General features: G+C 26.0%; 18 protein-coding genes and 7 tRNA genes. 18 read left to right on the forward strand and 7 right to left on the reverse strand.

Annotated elements, in window-relative coordinates; genetic code table 4:
- Positions 1-242: 242 nt before the first annotated feature.
- The 5 genes from RDJ14_RS04245 (at position 243) to RDJ14_RS04265 (ending at position 4625) form a co-directional block, all read left to right on the forward strand.
- Positions 243-1523: an aminotransferase class V-fold PLP-dependent enzyme gene (locus tag RDJ14_RS04245; protein WP_308150136.1), complete on the forward strand. Its 1281-nt coding sequence runs from the start codon at positions 243-245 to the stop codon at positions 1521-1523.
- The gene (locus RDJ14_RS04250) at positions 1510-1938 is read left to right on the forward strand and encodes an iron-sulfur cluster assembly scaffold protein (protein ID WP_308150137.1); all 429 of its coding nucleotides are present in this window, start codon (positions 1510-1512) and stop codon (positions 1936-1938) included. The genes RDJ14_RS04245 and RDJ14_RS04250 overlap by 14 nt, the downstream gene beginning before the upstream one ends.
- 16 nt (positions 1939-1954) lie before the next feature.
- Positions 1955-2524 (forward strand): 5-formyltetrahydrofolate cyclo-ligase, encoded by a 570-nt coding sequence (locus RDJ14_RS04255; RefSeq protein ID WP_308150138.1) that lies wholly within the window; start codon positions 1955-1957, stop codon positions 2522-2524.
- 206 nt (positions 2525-2730) lie between these two features.
- On the forward strand, positions 2731-3108 hold the full coding sequence (locus RDJ14_RS04260) for a S1 RNA-binding domain-containing protein (RefSeq protein ID WP_308150139.1): 378 nt from the start codon (positions 2731-2733) through the stop codon (positions 3106-3108).
- Positions 3109-3311: 203 nt separating this feature from the next.
- The gene (locus tag RDJ14_RS04265; RefSeq protein ID WP_308150140.1) at positions 3312-4625 is read left to right on the forward strand and encodes a glucose-6-phosphate isomerase; all 1314 of its coding nucleotides are present in this window, start codon (positions 3312-3314) and stop codon (positions 4623-4625) included.
- Between the two features lie 199 nt (positions 4626-4824).
- Here RDJ14_RS04265 and RDJ14_RS04270 read toward each other — a convergent pair whose 3' ends face one another.
- The 4 genes from RDJ14_RS04270 to RDJ14_RS04285 form a co-directional block, all read right to left on the reverse strand.
- Complete coding sequence (locus RDJ14_RS04270; RefSeq protein ID WP_308150141.1) at positions 4825-5763, reverse strand: metallophosphoesterase; 939 nt, start codon at positions 5761-5763, stop codon at positions 4825-4827.
- A gap of 59 nt (positions 5764-5822) precedes the next feature.
- Positions 5823-6239, reverse strand: a complete 417-nt coding sequence (locus RDJ14_RS04275) for a hypothetical protein (RefSeq protein WP_308150142.1) — start codon at positions 6237-6239, stop codon at positions 5823-5825.
- 171 nt (positions 6240-6410) lie between these two features.
- Positions 6411-7040, reverse strand: a complete 630-nt coding sequence (locus RDJ14_RS04280; RefSeq protein ID WP_308150143.1) for an isochorismatase family cysteine hydrolase — start codon at positions 7038-7040, stop codon at positions 6411-6413.
- Positions 7041-7086: 46 nt separating this feature from the next.
- Complete coding sequence (locus RDJ14_RS04285) at positions 7087-7404, reverse strand: hypothetical protein (protein ID WP_308150144.1); 318 nt, start codon at positions 7402-7404, stop codon at positions 7087-7089.
- Between the two features lie 173 nt (positions 7405-7577).
- Here RDJ14_RS04285 and RDJ14_RS04290 point away from each other — a divergent pair, with 173 nt between their 5' ends.
- From RDJ14_RS04290 to RDJ14_RS04345, 12 genes are all read left to right on the forward strand, one after another.
- Entirely contained in the window at positions 7578-9224 is a 1647-nt protein-coding gene (locus RDJ14_RS04290; protein ID WP_308150145.1) for a hypothetical protein, read from the forward strand.
- 198 nt (positions 9225-9422) lie between these two features.
- A complete protein-coding gene (locus tag RDJ14_RS04295; protein WP_308150146.1) occupies positions 9423-10331 on the forward strand; it encodes an ABC transporter ATP-binding protein in 909 nt (302 codons plus the stop codon).
- A gap of 72 nt (positions 10332-10403) precedes the next feature.
- On the forward strand, positions 10404-12089 hold the full coding sequence (locus RDJ14_RS04300; protein WP_308150147.1) for a hypothetical protein: 1686 nt from the start codon (positions 10404-10406) through the stop codon (positions 12087-12089).
- 310 nt (positions 12090-12399) lie between these two features.
- Positions 12400-12475, forward strand: a tRNA-Val gene (locus RDJ14_RS04305).
- A 7-nt stretch (positions 12476-12482) separates the two neighbouring features.
- Positions 12483-12559 (forward strand) — tRNA-Thr (locus RDJ14_RS04310).
- 23 nt (positions 12560-12582) lie between these two features.
- Positions 12583-12667, forward strand: a tRNA-Tyr gene (locus tag RDJ14_RS04315).
- A 9-nt stretch (positions 12668-12676) separates the two neighbouring features.
- Positions 12677-12750: transfer RNA gene (locus RDJ14_RS04320), tRNA-Gln, on the forward strand.
- A gap of 16 nt (positions 12751-12766) precedes the next feature.
- Positions 12767-12841, forward strand: a tRNA-Lys gene (locus RDJ14_RS04325).
- Positions 12842-12852: 11 nt separating this feature from the next.
- Positions 12853-12940 (forward strand) — tRNA-Leu (locus tag RDJ14_RS04330).
- A 62-nt stretch (positions 12941-13002) separates the two neighbouring features.
- Positions 13003-13084: transfer RNA gene (locus tag RDJ14_RS04335), tRNA-Leu, on the forward strand.
- 513 nt (positions 13085-13597) lie between these two features.
- Entirely contained in the window at positions 13598-15139 is a 1542-nt protein-coding gene (locus RDJ14_RS04340; RefSeq protein WP_308150148.1) for a sodium-dependent transporter, read from the forward strand.
- A 4-nt stretch (positions 15140-15143) separates the two neighbouring features.
- Positions 15144-15272, forward strand: a complete 129-nt coding sequence (locus RDJ14_RS04345) for a MetS family NSS transporter small subunit (RefSeq protein WP_308150149.1) — start codon at positions 15144-15146, stop codon at positions 15270-15272.
- Positions 15273-15305: 33 nt separating this feature from the next.
- Here the strand turns inward: RDJ14_RS04345 and RDJ14_RS04350 are convergent, their stop codons facing one another.
- The 3 genes from RDJ14_RS04350 to RDJ14_RS04360 all read right to left on the reverse strand — a co-directional run bounded on the left by RDJ14_RS04350 (position 15306) and on the right by RDJ14_RS04360 (position 16532).
- Positions 15306-15662 carry an AlwI family type II restriction endonuclease gene (locus tag RDJ14_RS04350; protein WP_308150150.1) on the reverse strand — a complete coding sequence of 119 codons (357 nt, stop codon included), beginning with the start codon at positions 15660-15662 and terminating at the stop codon, positions 15306-15308.
- A 2-nt stretch (positions 15663-15664) separates the two neighbouring features.
- Positions 15665-16078, reverse strand: a complete 414-nt coding sequence (locus RDJ14_RS04355) for a hypothetical protein (RefSeq protein WP_308150151.1) — start codon at positions 16076-16078, stop codon at positions 15665-15667.
- Between the two features lie 115 nt (positions 16079-16193).
- Positions 16194-16532, reverse strand: coding sequence for an AlwI family type II restriction endonuclease (locus tag RDJ14_RS04360; RefSeq protein WP_308150152.1), 339 nt, complete (start codon positions 16530-16532; stop codon positions 16194-16196).
- A 269-nt stretch (positions 16533-16801) separates the two neighbouring features.
- Here RDJ14_RS04360 and RDJ14_RS04365 point away from each other — a divergent pair.
- A partial coding sequence (locus RDJ14_RS04365; RefSeq protein WP_308150153.1) for a transposase occupies positions 16802-16981 on the forward strand: 180 nt, incomplete at its 3' end.

Here is a 16981-nt window from a genome sequence, read left to right on the forward strand (position 1 = left end):
TGTTATAAAATAATAAAATAAAACATTAAAATACTTTGTTTATTAAATATAATATGATATAATTATAGCAACAATTAAATAGTTTAATGTTGTCTTTTATTTAAAGAAAATTAAATTATAACTATTAACTTTATTCACCCTTATCATTTTTTAAAATAATATCTTGAAGATTATTTTTCATTTAATTAGCAGTTAATTAAGTGTATAATTTAATAGTAGTTAATTTTATAGGAGAAAAAACAATGTCAAATAAAAATAGTGATTTTAATAATATTAAATTGGATTTCCCTTTTTTTAAAAAAAAACCTAATTTAACTTATTTAGATACTGCAGCAACATCTTTAAAACCACAAGTTGTGATAGATGCTATCCAAGAGTATTATGAAAAATATTGCATTAATACACATAGCCAAGATTACCCATTAGCAGAAGAAGGTAATGAAATATTTGAAGATACGAGGAAAGTAATTGCCCAATTTATTAATAGTGATAGTGATGAAGTAGTATTTTGTCCTTCTGCTACTTTTGCTTATAATCAAATCGCTTTTGGTTTAGCACCTTATTTACAACCAGAAGATGAAGTTTTACTTTCTAGTTTAGAACACAGTTCGTTGTTATTACCATTTTATCGATTAATGGAAAGTAAAAATATCAAAATTAAGTTTATTGAAACGAGAAGTGATGGCATTATTACGATTGAAAATTTAAAAAAAATGTTAACACCTAAGACTAGAGTTGTCGCATTTGCTAATGTTAATAATTCATTAGCAATAGTTAATAACACTCAACAATTAACAAAATCTATTAAAGATTATGGTAGTACTAACCTTAAAGATGATAAATGAGTATTTAAAAATATTGTAGTAGTAGTAGATGGTGCCCAAGCTATTGGCCATATTGAAACAGATGTTAAAAATTGAAATATTGATTTTTTTGCTTTTTCTGGACATAAAATTTTTGGACCAACTGGCATTGGTGTTTGATGAGGGAAAAAACAATGATTAAATATGTTCCAACCATTATTATTGGGTGGTGGTATGAATGGTCGAATTTATAAAGATGGTACTTATAATTTATTAGACAGTCCTTATCGATTTGAAGGTGGTACTCAAAATCTTGCTGGTGTGTTTGGGTTACGTGTTGCTATTGCATACATATTAAATATTGGTATTAAGAATATTTATCATCATGAGATAAATTTAAAAAACTATGCTGTGCAACAATTAAGAAAACATATTGGTAATAAGATTGAAATTTATAATGGCGATATTAAAAGTGGGAATTTGATTTTTAATATTAAAAAGGTATTTGCTCAGGATGTTTCTAATTATTTGGGAACACAAAATATTTGTGTGCGAAGTGGTACTTTTTGTGCTAAGTTATTACCAGAGACAGTTAATGCAGAAGCAACAGTTCGTGCTAGTTTTTATATTTACAACACTAGAGCAGATGTTGATGCTTTAGTACTAGCTTTAAAAAAAGGCATTAATGAAGGTGGTGATTTTTTAAATGAATTCTTTTAATGATAATCAAGATTATTTTCGTAAATTAATAGTAAATCATTATAGTAAACCGACAAATAAAGGTTTAATTGATAATGGTAATTGTTTAACCTATCATCAAGCTAGCAAGTCTTGTGTTGACGATTTTCATGTGCAAGTTTTGATTGAAAATAAAACAGTAGTTACTGCTCGTTTTGATGGTGTTGGTTGTGCAATTTCGACAGCAGCAGTTGATATTTTTTGCAATTTAATTGAAAACAAACCCATTAGTGATATTAAAAATATTATTAGTAATTATCAAGCAATGTTAAATTCACAACCATTTAATGTTAATTTTATTAAGAATTTAGTTGCTTTCACTAATGTTCCAAGACAACGTAATCGTATTAAATGTGCGTTATTAGGAGTTGAAGGTATTAGTAAATTATTAAAGTAATAAGGAGTTGTTAAGAATGAAAATAAATATCCCTGAAGTTACAAGCAAATCAGCTTTAAGAAAACTTTATTATCAATTATTACAGAATAATAGTAAAAATAACATTCAAAATTGAAGTAAAATTATTTGTAAAAATTTTGAACAGTCACATTACTTTAAACAAAATCATATGTTTGCTCTTTATAATGCTTTACCTTATGAAATGGCGACCAAAGAATTGATTGAGTTACTATGAAGTCATGCTAAACAAGTTTGCTTACCAAGAATGAATGGTGATGAATTAGAATTTTATTTGATAAATAATTGAGATGAAATCACTATTGATAATAATTTTAATATTGCCCAACCATTAGCAACTTGTTTTAAAGTTAAACCGATTAATATTGATTGTATGATAATTCCAATGATTGCTTTTGATGTTAACTACTATCGTATTGGTCATGGTAAAGGATATTATGATAGTTTTTTAACTAAAAAAAATATTAAATGTCAAAAAATAGGTATGGCATTTGCTATGCAAAAGATTCCTTTTGCCATTGAACATGATAGTTGAGATATTCCCTTAGATTTTATTTTTACTAATTAAAAAAATATTTTAAAGTTTCTTGTGTTACGTTAAAAACAAGTAAAATCAATGATTCGGGATAATTTTAACTGTTAATAATAAACTAAGTTAGAAACAATTAAATTTATTTACTCTAAAATATTTATTTTTAACTTTAAGATAAAATATAATGATATAATATCTTCAGGTATTATTAATTTATACAGAGAAAGAGGAATTAACTTATTATGAGTACAATTATTAAAAATGACGCTGAAACAAACCTTGAAGAATTAAAGGTTGGAGATGTTATTACTGTAACTCCAAGTGGATTTAAGCCATTTGGTGTATTCTGTAAATGTCCAAGTGGATATTCAGGATTAATTCACATTAGTCGTATTACACCTAAATTTGTTAAAAATGTTACTGATTATTTCACTCTTAACACACCAGTACAAGCTGAAATTACTGAAATTGATCACAACAAAAAACAAATTAGTTTAAGTACTAAAAACCAAAATTTGGTAGAAAAAAAATCAACATCAGCAATTGATGAAAATGGTTCAGGTTTTGCACCAGTAAGAGACAATGTCGACAACTGATTCAGAAAAGATGACAGCAACTAAAATAGTTGCTGTTTTTGCTTTTTATAGTTAAAATTAGTTAATTTATTGCAATCTATCGTTTTTAGGATTATATTTTTAGTGTAAGGATATTATATTGATAGTAATTAAAAAAGTGTTTACTAAATTAATTATTATCAAAGGAGGAGTGAATAATAATATTTTTATTAAATTTTTAAAAACATAAATAAGGAGAAATCAAGATAATGATAAAAACTATTTTAGATTATACTAATTTAAATCTTGCTGATTTGATAAAAAATTATCAAAAACAAATATCAACAATTCATAATAACTTAGAAGCAAATGCTAAAAATGAAGATGGTTGATTAGGATGAATCAATATGCCTTTTCAATATGATGCTGATTTAGTATTTAAAGAATCATGAAAACGAATGAAAGCATTAGCAACAAAATTACAAGAAGAAGTTCAAGTACTTGTTGTAATTGGAATTGGTGGTTCATATTTAGGAACACGGGCTGGACTTGATATGATTCAAGGATTATTTCCTAAAATTGATAAAGTAAAAGGTGTAAAAGTCATTTACTTAGGTAATACTATGAGTTCAACTTATGTGCAACAAGTTATTGAATATTTAAAAGATAAAGATTTTGCTATTAATGTTATTTCTAAATCAGGAACAACAACTGAGCCAGCGATTGCTTTTCGTTTATTAAAGGAATTATTAATTAAGCAAAAGAAAAATAAAACAGAAATTGCCAGCAGAATTATCACAACTACTGATAAATCCCGAGGTGTATTACATGATTTATCCCAAGAAGAAGGTTACCAAACGTTTATTATTCCTGATAATATTGGTGGTCGCTATTCTGTGTTAACACCTGTGGGCATGTTTCCGATGATGGTAGCAGGCATTGACTGTCAAGCAATTATTAATGGTGCTAAATTAGCTAACCAAGAATGCAAAAATGATAAAATTGATATTAATGATGCTTACTTATATGCTGCAGTACGTTACCATCTTTACAAAACTAATAAAGCTGTTGAAATTCTTGTTAGTTATGAAACTCAAATGCAAATGTTTTGTGAATGGTGAAAACAATTATTTGGTGAATCAGAAGGTAAAGAAGGTAAAGGTTTATTCCCTGCTAGTGTTATTTTTTCTACTGATTTACATTCAATGGGACAATTTATGCAAGAAGGCTCAAAAATATTTTTTGAAACAGTAATTAAAATTAAGAAACCCAATCAAGATTTAAAAATTGCTATGGATAAAGCAAACCAAGATCAATTAAATTATTTAACTAAATACAGCCTTCATGAAATTAATAATATTGCTTTGCAAGGAACAATTGAAGCTCATAGTGATCAAAATCTTGGTAAAACACCAAACATTTTATTAGAATGAGAAAAAATGGATGCTGAGATGTTCGGATATGCCAGTTTCTTTTTTATGAAAGCGTGTGCTGTTAGTGCTATGTTATTAGGAGTTGATCCTTTTGACCAACCAGGGGTTGAAGTATATAAAAAGAAAATGTTCAGTTTACTAGGTAAATAGCATAAGTAAAAAACCACTAATAATATAGTGGTTTTTATTTTGTTAAAGGTTTTTTGTATATATAATTAAAAATTTAACACAGAAAATAATCAAAAAATTCAAAATCATAATTTACATTTTTCATGATTTAGGCAATAATTTTTTCTTATACAACTTAGAGTTAGCCAATGTCAAACACATATTTTGAAAAAATGTAAATTTAGTAATTAATCTTGAAATTCATAACAACATCATCGTTTTTATTTACATCATGGCGTTTGATAGTAATTTTTTTATTATCTGGATTTATAGAAATTTCAGAATAACCACCATAAAGTGCAGTACCACTTAAAACATCATAAATTGTCTTTTTCCCAACATTGACTGGAATTGTATATAACTCGTTTGGATAAAAATGAAGATGACCTGTTGACATCAAAATAACATTATATTTTGCTAAAATTGTATTTTCAAATTCACTTCTTTGTTCTTGATTTCATCAATTTTCACCTATTGAAAACTCATCATAACCATAATGAAAAGATAAAACAACAGGCATATTATTTACACCAACATTTGTTTCTAAATCTTTTCTTAACTCCGTTAATGCTGGCCCTGGGGGATTATTTTGCTCAACAGTAACATCTTTATTAATTGGTGCTAAACTACATTGAACAAAATGAATTCCTGATCAATTTCAAGAATATACAGGTACTTCATCTTTCGAAGCATAATAAAGTATGGGGGCTGCTGTCATAGCATTGCGCTTAACAATATTTTGATTAAGCCATGTTTGATTAAATTTAGAATTAGGTCCAGAATCATGATTTCCAAAACCCGCTAAAGTATGAGTGGAAATAGATGACATCATTGTTTTATAAGAAAATAAATTACCCGTATATTCAATTCCTCCTACTAAATCACCTGAAATCACAACACCACGATTATTATTTTTTGATAATTTTTTAGCAATAGCACTAATTGTTTGAGAACTATAAGAATCTTCATAACCAGCATGAATATCAGCTGTTGCTAAAAAGTTGATTTCTTTACTTTCTTTTATTATATTTGTTGAATTTGCATTAAAATCATAACAAAGAAAACTACTATTTAGTAATAAACTGTTGTTTATTGCCATTGTTAATAATATTTTTTTCATTTTTTAAAACTCCTTAAATTTAGTAATCAATAAATTACAAGTTTGTAATTTTAATAATATTATGCAACTACAAAACTTATATTTTCATTATTACCTTGTTCATTGTTGGCAGAATTATTTAATGAATTAGATTGTTCTATTACAATTTCTACTGGCACTGGAGGTAATAAAGGATCTTCATCGCTTACTACCGATTCAGTAGTACAAATTTTATTTTTAAAAAATGCTACTGTTGCTAATGTAGCACTTGAAAGAAGAATTGTTCCACAAGCTCCTAACAAACCTCATATTGCAACACCCTTGAATGTAGAACTATATGGATTAAGATCATTATTTATATAATTATCGATAAAATCATATTCCATAATATTTAATCATTCAGAGAACATTGTAGGAATAGAATATCATACAGCAATATTTCCAATAACTTCACCAAAAACTCCTGAACCTATAATAAATTTATATTGAGTTTTCATTTTGTTTATCTCTTTCTTTATCTTTAAATAAAAAAACCATATGTTTGGAAAGCAAACAATTGGTTTAAAACTGATATTCATTTTATGCTAAATTATATAAGAATTTTTCTTTATTGTCTATCAACAATGAGTTGGTTGTACAATTGTTGCTAAAGTTCTAAAACTTTTGATTTAAATAATATCTTTTACAACATTAATTCCATTTTTAATCATTGAATATCATGAGTATTGATTTAAGGTATGTGCTGGGTGTTCGTCATGTTCAAAAGTATGTGACATAGTCATAGGAACAATAATATTAACTGCTTTATTGTGTTGATTGAATCATGTTTTACAACTAACAGCTAGTTGATAAACACAAATATCAGTGCAACAACCAACAATAATAATATTATCTCATTGTAAGTTAGGTTTAAAATCAAAAGCAAAGAAACCGTTAGTACTATTCTTTTTAATGATTTTAATGTCAGGAAATTGTAACTCGTCTACTAATTGTGCTTCTTGTGTGTTTTCTAAACAATGGCTCGGAAAAGTGCTAAACTCAGGGCTGTGTTCATTATGTGCATCATTAAAAGCAATAATTTTAGTTTTGTTAACTTGTGCTTTTGCTAATAGTTGTTTAATAGGTTTAATAATGTTATTAATATTAGGTGAAGACAAGGCTCCTGTTTTAGCAAAACCATTAACCATATCAACAACAAAAATAATATTATGACCTTGTAAATCGTTTAATTTTAGTTTTTTTGTTTTATCAAGTGTTTTATTAATGATGTCAGCAAAATTTTTTTCTATATTACTCATTATTATATGCACCTCAATTGTTTAGTTTAATGTTAGATATTAAAATTTATTTTTTTAAAATTAATCTTTTAATCATAAATCAAATTATACTACAAGAAGTGCAAATTGGCATTAGGAAAACTGTAAATATAGTTCCAACTTTTAAAAAAAAGATATTAGTTGTTAATCCTCCAACAGGATTATAAATAAGGGTATTAATAACACCATTTAAATAAATGAAATTAAAACCATTTTCAATAAGATTAATTCTAATACTTAGTAGCATAATTAAACCTAAAATTAAAAAGGTAAATCCAGCACCAAATAAAATAATAATTATTTTTTCATCAACTGGTAGTTTATTTCATCATGTTTTAGTTTTCATTTTTTATCACCTAATTTATTTTTAATGCTATTTAATTATAACATCATTAAGGGTAATATAAGTCAAAAAATCTTACTCTTATAGGGTGTACTATAGTATATTTTTTGTTTTTTACTTACTTTCAGTTAAACTTAAGAAAGTAGGGAATACGACGAAAATAGGGGGTTTTTAAGATGAAAAGATTATTAAAAATATTAAGTGTGTTAACATTAACAACTGTTCCAGTAACTAGTGTTGTTGCTTGTGGGGGCGCAAGTGTTCCGGTAAATCCAACAGATGATGGTATTGATATAAAAGATTTATTAAACAAAGCACAAAATAAAATTAATGATGAATTTGGAAATTTAATAAATGAGGAAAAAAATTTATTTTTTGAAAACGAATTTGGAAATATCGGCGCAGCTTTTAAAAATGTTTTAAGTAAGATGTCTGCTACTAAAGAAACAACAATTACAGATCCTGATTTTATTAGAGAATTTATCAAAAGAATGCAAGAGAATATTACTGATCTAATAGTGCCTAAATTATTAGAAGATCAAAATTTAAGAATGTTATTTAATGGAATATCAAAACAAAATATTTTAAAGATTGCTAGTAATAATACAAAACTTTTAAGAACACCTTTTAAATGATTACCAGAAGAACATGTAACCTTTGGTATTGATAATTATAATGCGGATATCATTAAAAGACTTGCAATAGAATATTGATATAAAATTACTATGGATTTAAAACTAGAATTATCATATAAAGATGATAAAAATCAAGAACAAACAAGAGATTTAAGTCAAAACTATATTTCATATTTTGCAAACACAGGTGCAAATATTAGTTCTGTCGTTAAAGCAGCTTCATCAAAAGTTAAAGAAACATTAAGTAAACAATTAATTAACATTAATTTAACTACAAACCAAGATATTAGCGATGATGTAAGACTGGCAAAAGCAAAATCCGAGATTTTAGTTCTAGTAAATAACTCAGAATTAAAGATTGAAAAAACTAATTTTGATAATGTTACTAAATTAATAAGTTCAATTAATTCTCATGTATATAATTCTTCAAATCAATTTTATGAAGCATTTAATAAATCAGAAACTGCTTCACAAACATATTTACAAACATATTTAGAAAATGAACTATCTAAAAACTTTGATAAAAACTTAGACGATTGAATTGCAAATTTATCTCCAAAAGAAAAACAAAAAATTCCATCAACTATTAAACCAAATATTACTGCTTTTGGAAAAATTAGTTTAAATAACTGAACTATTTCTGGTTTAAGTTTACAACGTATTACTTTAAATTTTATTAATACTCGCACAAATCAAACAAAATCTGAATGAATAAGTTCTGTATCTACATCTTTAGCAAATATTTTTTCTTTAAATGGTTGCATTAAAGATGCATTTAGTATTATTAATAGTAATAAAGATTTAATAATGTACATGAATAATGATGATTTTAACACATATAAAAATAAAAATAAAAAAATGTCTGATATTAATGATTATTTTGATGATAAAATAAAGCAAAAAGCAATTGCAGAAGGTGCAATTTTATCGAGTATTTCATTTAAAGTAAGATTAAATGGTGTATACAGTGGCGATAATTACAATCCAAATTTAGATAATAGAGAATACATTCAAGAAGTAGATGAAAGTACACTTAAATTAATTAAAAATCCCGCATCTCATTTTAACTACTTACGAATTGAAATTGATGGTTTATCGTTCATTTTCGGTAGCAAACAATATGGGAAAAATTATTTATCATTTAACAGTTGAGTAATAAAACGTGCAAGTGGTCCAATTTGAGGTTAAAGTTTTATTGTATTGACAATCTATCCAGTAGCCTAATCTCATTATTTTTTCCACATCAATATTGTTTCAAAACTAGAATTTTGTTAAATTTATATGTAAACTTTTTGGCATATAAATGCTTAGTATGTTGTTTTTTTTAAAAATATAAAAAATTCTTAAATTAAAATATGTCAAATCTTTTAGTTAGGAGTTGAAAATATGGATAATAACAATATTGTTATTAATGTTCAAAAATATAATATTAAATTTAAAAACTTTAATATTATTGACATTAACTTTAAAGTTTACAAAGGAACAATTCACGCTTTAGTTGGGCAATCAGGAAGTGGTAAATCTGTTTTATTAAAATCAATTATTGGTGCCATACCTAGTAGTAACTATCATGGGATTATTACAATTAATAATTATAAAGCAGGGTCAGCAAAATCAAAATCCAGTTTAGGTTTTTCTTTAAATTTAGAAAATTTTCCCCAAGATTTAACGGCTTATATTTTTTTAAAAAAATTAGGACAAGCAACCAACATTAAACATGAAAGTTTAGAACAAAATATAAAAAAATATTTAACAATGTTTAAATTATGAGAACATCGTAATAAAAAATTAAATTCTTTTTCTTCAGGAATGAAAAATCGGATTATGATAATTCAAGCATTAATCCATAATCCAGATTTAATAATTTTAGATGAACCAGGTGCTAACTTAGATTCTGAGTCACGCAAATATTTTAATGATGTTTTAGAAACATTAAAATCAGAAGGAAAAACTATCCTTTTAACTACTCATATGATTAATGAAATTAAAGATATTATTGATAGTTGTACTATTATGCAATTAGGAAAATTGCTTTATGATGGTTCAGTAACGAATTTTCTTATTGATAAAATTTGAATTCTAGTAACCAGTAATATTGCTTTGACTATAGAAATATTAAAAAAATATAATTATAAGTTTAAATTTGATGAAAATAGTAAGGAACTCTTAGTACTTTTAGAAAGTGAAGCAAGTATTAATAATCTTAATTTTATATTGTTTAAAAATAAAATTTACATCCAAACTCTTTATAAAAAAGACTTTGATTTGGCACATTTAAAATCATTTTTAACTTAGGAAGGTTGGCATAAGTTAATGAATATTTAGCAATCAAAAATTAAAAATTCATGGAATACAAAGGTGAAACTAATGAATAATAAAGTTAAGTGTAGTTGAATTAAATTTTTTCAATTAATTTTATTTAAAATTAATCATTCTTTTGTGACAATATTTTTATTTTCCTTTTCATTATTGTTTTCATTGTTAATTCCGTTAGTTTTATTTTCTTTAAAACTATCATTAGAAAGTTTTATCGTTATTTTTCAATATTATATTATGATTTTCTATAGTATTATTTTATTTATTTTTGTTTTAATGAATGCGATAAAGATATTTGGTATTCAAATTGAAGATAGTTCTTTTTTGCTTTTACTTACCAAACCATATTCACGAAAAGCCATTATTTTAACGCAATATATTTCTCTCTTTTTTATGAATTTTCTTTTTATTTTACTTAATGTCCTAATGTTATTAACATTAGGAGGTATTAGTAGTTTTACCTTTAATAATATTCATTATTTAAATTTTTATGTTAGTACTGTTTTGAAATTATTACTTTTTTCTTTTTTATTTAGCATTTTAGTAACTGTTGGTGTTGTTACATTATTAGCTTTTATACGATCACAAAATGTTTTTTTAATTTTCATTATTTTTTGTAGTTTATTTTTATTGGGTGGTTTACCCTATTCACTAACTAAGGTAAAAACTGATAATATTATTCTTAGTTTTAAAAATAATGAATCATATAGTGTCAGACAAATTAAAAATTCAATTTTATTTAGAGAAAATTTGCAAAAAAATTTAATTAAATATCCTTATTTAACTAGTTCTATTTTTAATTTTTATTCTAAATTAGATTCTTTTGAATTAAATGATATTAACTCAACAGCAGTTATTGCAAAAAGAATTGCCTTTTTTAAAGGTTTAGGACTTATTGAAAAAACCCCTGTCGTTAAAACATTTGAAGGTAAAACTAGAGGATGAAAACCAGTAGAATATGAAGGAAAAACTATCATAATACAAATTACTTTTAATAGTTATTTTAAAGATTTAAATTTTTTAAAGTCCAATTTAAATAGTAATAAAATTTTTCAAGATTTATTAAAAATAATAAATGATTATAATGATGAATGTAAGGGCATTGATGAATTTATGATAGTGCAAAAAAGTAAAGCACCAACATTATTAACTTATGATGAGGACATTAACAATACTTTTATTAAAATAAAAGACCAACAAGGTAGTCAACAACTTCTTGATAGCAGTAAAATTAAAGATATATTTTTTTCAAACTATCAATATAAATTTGATTTTCGCGATGAATTTAATAAAATGTTTTATAATCCTGTCTATTATGTAATTAGAACAGTTGAAGATTATATTTGCAATCAAGTTCTAATTTACAATAATATTACTAATTATGATCTTTCTTTTAATAAAAATTATAACCAATACCTTGATACTGTTAATACTTATCAAATGTTAAATAAAATTAATATAATTGAACACTGAAATCAATTATGAACTTATTTTATGGGTTATTATGGGGATTTTTGATTTGATATTTATTCATTATCTAATATTGACTTTGATAATCAAAAAAATAATTTGTTTAGTTATCATGATTTTAAACTAAATTCATTTAATAATAAAATAAATACTAATGAAATTGAATATTTTCAAAATATTTCAGTAACTATTTATGTTTATATTGTGATTTCAGTTATCTTATTTTTTTCATCTTATGTAATGTTTTTGAAAAAAAATATTAGTTAGGAGTTGAAAAAAAGATATTAATAGCAAAATATTTTTAATGTTAAAATTATGAAGCATGTCAAGTATTCATAACTGTTGCTATCTTTTGTAAGAAATAAATCATTTTACTTATCAATTCCTAGTTTAATAGTGAACTGTTACCATTAAAATTAACTCTAAAACTATGTTTTTTCTAATTTTTTTCTTTATTTTAAAAAAATATTAAATTATTTTAGAATATGTTGCAAATTTAATTGTAAATCTGAAAAATATCTATTATAATAATTAAGGTTTTTAAGAATAGAATATTCTAAATAACATTAAATTAAATGGAGTATTAGCTCAGTTGGGAGAGCAATTGCCTTACAAGCAATAGGTCGGGGGTTCAAGTCCCTCATACTCCACCATTTACCTGCTGATGTGGCTCAATCCGGCAGAGCAACGGTTTTGTAAACCGTAGGTTGCAGGTTCGATTCCTGTCATCAGCACCATTATATAAAACCCATTAATATATGGAGGGGTAGCAAAGTGGCCAACTGCACCTGGCTGTAAACCAGATCTCTTCGAGTTCGGGGGTTCGACTCCCTCCCCCTTCACCATATTTACCTTGGGGCGTAGCCAAGCGGTAAGGCAACGGCCTTTGACGCCGTCATCGTTGGTTCAAATCCATCCGCCTCAGCCATTATAACTAAATATTTGTCCTCGTAGCTCAGTGGTAGAGCACTCGGCTTTTAACCGAGGTGTCGCAAGTTCAAGTCTTGCCGGGGACACCATAAAAATAAAAGCCCAGGTGGTGAAATGGCAGACACGTCAGGCTTAAGATCTGATAACTTTTAACGGTTGTGCGAGTTCGAGTCTCGCTCTGGGCACCATTTATATATTAATTAATGACGAGGAACTATTCCTCATTTTTTATAAGTTATTAAATAACTTTGCCCAGATGGCGAAATGGCAGACGCAGTAGACTCAAAATCTACCGAGAAATCATGCGGGTTCGAGTCCCGCTCCGGGCACCATTAGATATTACAATATTTTTCTGACAAAATATACATTTATCGATAATAAAAAGAGTATTCTTTATGAGTACTAACTTTCTCATATGATACCTCCTAAGGTATTATTTTAACTTTAGGTTGGACATAATCAAAAGATTGAATAAAATAGTTTACGGATAGGGATATACCAATACCTATCTGTTTTTATTCCCTTAAACCTATAGACCCTCCCAATTTCATTCATAAATAAGTAATAGATTTAAAGAAATACTTATTTACAGTCTTTTCATAATAGAATGTCTTTTCAATTCACTTATTAATAAGTGAATTTTTATTTTTTAGAAAGGAGAAAAAAATGAGATTATCTAAATTTAACCCTAAATATTTATGAGAAGCAAGAAAAGAATTTAAAAGACAGTACTGTTAGAATAAAATTTTTACTATAAGTAAAATTATTGTTTATTAATAAAGATAAATCAAGTATTTAAAAATTATTTTCGTTATAATTAGTAAATATAAGTAAGGTGTGACTGTATGAAAAAGCAACGTTTAAATATTTCTAAATTAGGATTCTTATTATCTGTAATGGGTTCTGCTGTTGGATTAGGTGGGATTTGAGGCTTTCCAACCCAAATGTACAACCATCATGGTGCTTTTCTTATTCCCTTTTTAATTTGTATGGTTATTTGTGCCATTCCCGTTTTATTTATTGAAATGACAATTGGTAATAAATATCGCAAAAATCATATTGAATTCTTTAGCGAAATCGGTGGTAAAAAAGGTGCTTTTTTTGCTTGATTACATTCAGCAACCGTAATTTTACTAAGTACTTATTATAGTGTTTTAGTTAGTTGAACTTTAATCAATATCATTATTAGTTTTACCAATAACTTGAATAATGGTTCATATTTTTATCATGATATTTTACAAGTTACTAGTAGTGCTCCTTCTAGTTTTAGTAGTCTTGGTTCGTTAAACTGAATGGTATTATTAGCGACATTAGGGGTATGAATTATTTTAGGAATTATTTTATTAGGTGGTGTTGAAAAAGGAATTGAGAAGGCAAATAAAGTTTTTATTCCTTTTCTCTTTGTCATGATTATTGTATTAGCTATTTATACTAGCACCTTATCGGGTGCTAAGTTAGGTTTAAATGTCATGTTTAATTTGAATGGTAAAGATTTGTTAACTCCTAGTGTCTGGAAAGATGCATTTGGTCAAGCATTCTTTATGTTATCAACTTGTACTGGAACTATTTATATTTACGCGGCTCATGCACCTCAAAAACAAGATAGTACTAATCAGGCTTTTGTTGTGGCATTTGGAACAACTGTGATTGGAATTTTAACTGCAATGATTGTTTTTAATGCCATGGGTGCTATTGCTCATAATAAAGGTGAAACTAATATTGATAATATTTTTCAAGCTGGACCAGCATTAATTTTTCAAGTAATACCACAACTATTTGGTATTATTAATAGTCACGTTCAAGTGTTAGGTAATGTTTTAGCCATTTTCTTTTTTGTTACCCTCTTTTTTGCTGGCATGTCATCGCTCATTGGTCAAGTAGAATCAATGGTTAATGGTTTAGAATATGAAATTCATTGACAACGCAAAAAGAGTTTAGCAATATCTTTACTAGGAGCAATGTTAGTATCAGTCTTGTTTACTTTTAATAAATCATCATTTCTCTTTGATGGTTTAGGGATGTGAGTTGCTCAAATTTGGTTATTAATTCTTGGTTTTATCTTATTAGTTGGTATTAGTCCTTGGGGTTGAAATTTATATGATAATTTAAAACAAGAAAATAATAAAAATTCCTGAATTAAATGAAATAAAGGGTATAAGATAGTGATTTTAATTATTGCTCCGCTTTTAATAGTAGTTAATATTGGTACGGGAATTTATGATTTTATTATTAATGCTATTGATAGCCCATTTGTCTACGGTGTAATTGGTACCACATTAGGTATTGGTTTAATTTTAATTTTAACATTTTCTTTAACATATCATAAAACTATCCATGAAACATTTAATAAAATAGTTACTCGTAAAACTAAAAGTGAAAGAGGTTAGTAATATGGATATTGGTGCTATTATTTTAATGGTTGTTAGTTTAATTGCTATTATTGGTGGTTTTATTTTCTTTATTATTATGGATTTTAAAAATCATGATAAAGCAAAAAAAGCTGAAAATGATAATGAATAGTGAAACATTATTTGGTTAAATTGCTAAAATAGATTAATTTTTAAAATCTTCAAGCGATATAGCAAAATTAATAGTATGTGTGAAATCTAAAAAAGACAATGTGACAATATCTAATTTTTCTTTAAACTTGATATACGTAGCATGTTCTCTAGTATCTTCATGAATAGTTGGAGTCACTAGTATAGAGAAAACATTGTTTTTTATTAAACAATATTCTTTCAAATGTCTAGTTATTGAAAAAGATTCGCGTATATGTTGTTGAACTCCTGTAAGCAAAGTGACTTCAAATAAAACTGAATAAGTTGTTCCTTCACAAATAATATCAGCCTTACCACCTGGTGCATGAACAACTGGAATTCCTTCATCATCAGAAATATAGTTTGGAATCACTGTTATATCGGTATATTTTTTTGTAAAATTAAAGAGATAATAAATTCAAGTCTTACTGATTCTTTAATGTATTTTAATACATCATGTTTTGAACTAGCACGTGTATTTGCTAAAATCATTAATTCTGATAGTAGTTCATTAAATGAAAAGTAATTTATTCAATTCATAAACTTTTGTACTTTTGCATGTTCTCATAAAGTTGTAGTAAGTAGTTTATCAGACATAAATCTATTGTCTATTGAACTCATAAAAGAAAAATATTCATCATTATTTTTGAATGTCATAATGTTTGAATAAGTACTAATAACATAATTAACATCATCATTTCTAAGAGTGTTAATATCAATAAATCTTCCTGCTCCTCTAAGAGTAATTAAACTAGTTAATCTCATTTTACGTATAAACTCATCTGTCATTTCTTTTAAAATGTTATCCTTTTTAAATCGATTTGAACTTTTAAGGTTTATACCAAGCAATTCTAAGCATTGTTCATAATAGAAATCGTCACTTAATGAAAATCCATGCTTTTTTCTAATCTCTAAAATTTTTTGTGCCTAGTGATACGAAGTCATTATCTCTTCAACATAAAATAAAAGATAGTTCTTGTTTAGTAATACCTTTAAATCCTCTGTAGTATTTAGTTGATAAAAATCTTAGAGTTGACAATAAAAGTATCAATGGTTTGTTGTTGTTCAAAACCTTTGAATATGAATTTATGCGATGATATTTAACAAAAGCATTTGTAAAAATTTGTTCTTCAAGTAGATAATTATCAGAATTTAATGATTTAATTAGTTTTTTTCCTGCATTTGAAATCACAATGGGTTTATTCATTTCATAATAGATAAATCCTAATTCTTTTGGAAGCATATACCATGTTTCAAATCTAGAAGACCACCCTTTATCAAAGCCAGCTTCTTTATGATTTTGTGGAGAGTTATTTATAATTTCATCAATTTGTTTATTAGTAAATTGGGCGTCACTTTTATAAATTTCTTTTAGTTTGGTATTCCGTGAAATATATAGGTTAAGTCTAAGATTGTGTGTAAATTTAAAAAAATAATAAAAAATGATCCATATACCCCTCCTTATCAAATATAATTAGTTTGAAAATAAAAACTAGATAGGATGAGAAATATATGACTCCATTAAATTTTACAATAGATTCTGAAATAATCAAAAAATTTCTTTCAAAAGAGACTAAAAATGAAGGCATAAGATTGCTTATTGAATTATTTTTAAATAAACTTTTAAAAAATCAATCAGATGATCAAATTGGTGCTAATAATTATGAACGAAATGAAGCAAGAACAGATTGC

The sequence above is a fragment of the Spiroplasma sp. AdecLV25b genome, from assembly GCF_030913225.1.
Lineage (GTDB): Bacteria > Bacillota_I > Bacilli_A > Mycoplasmatales > VBWQ01 > Spiroplasma_E.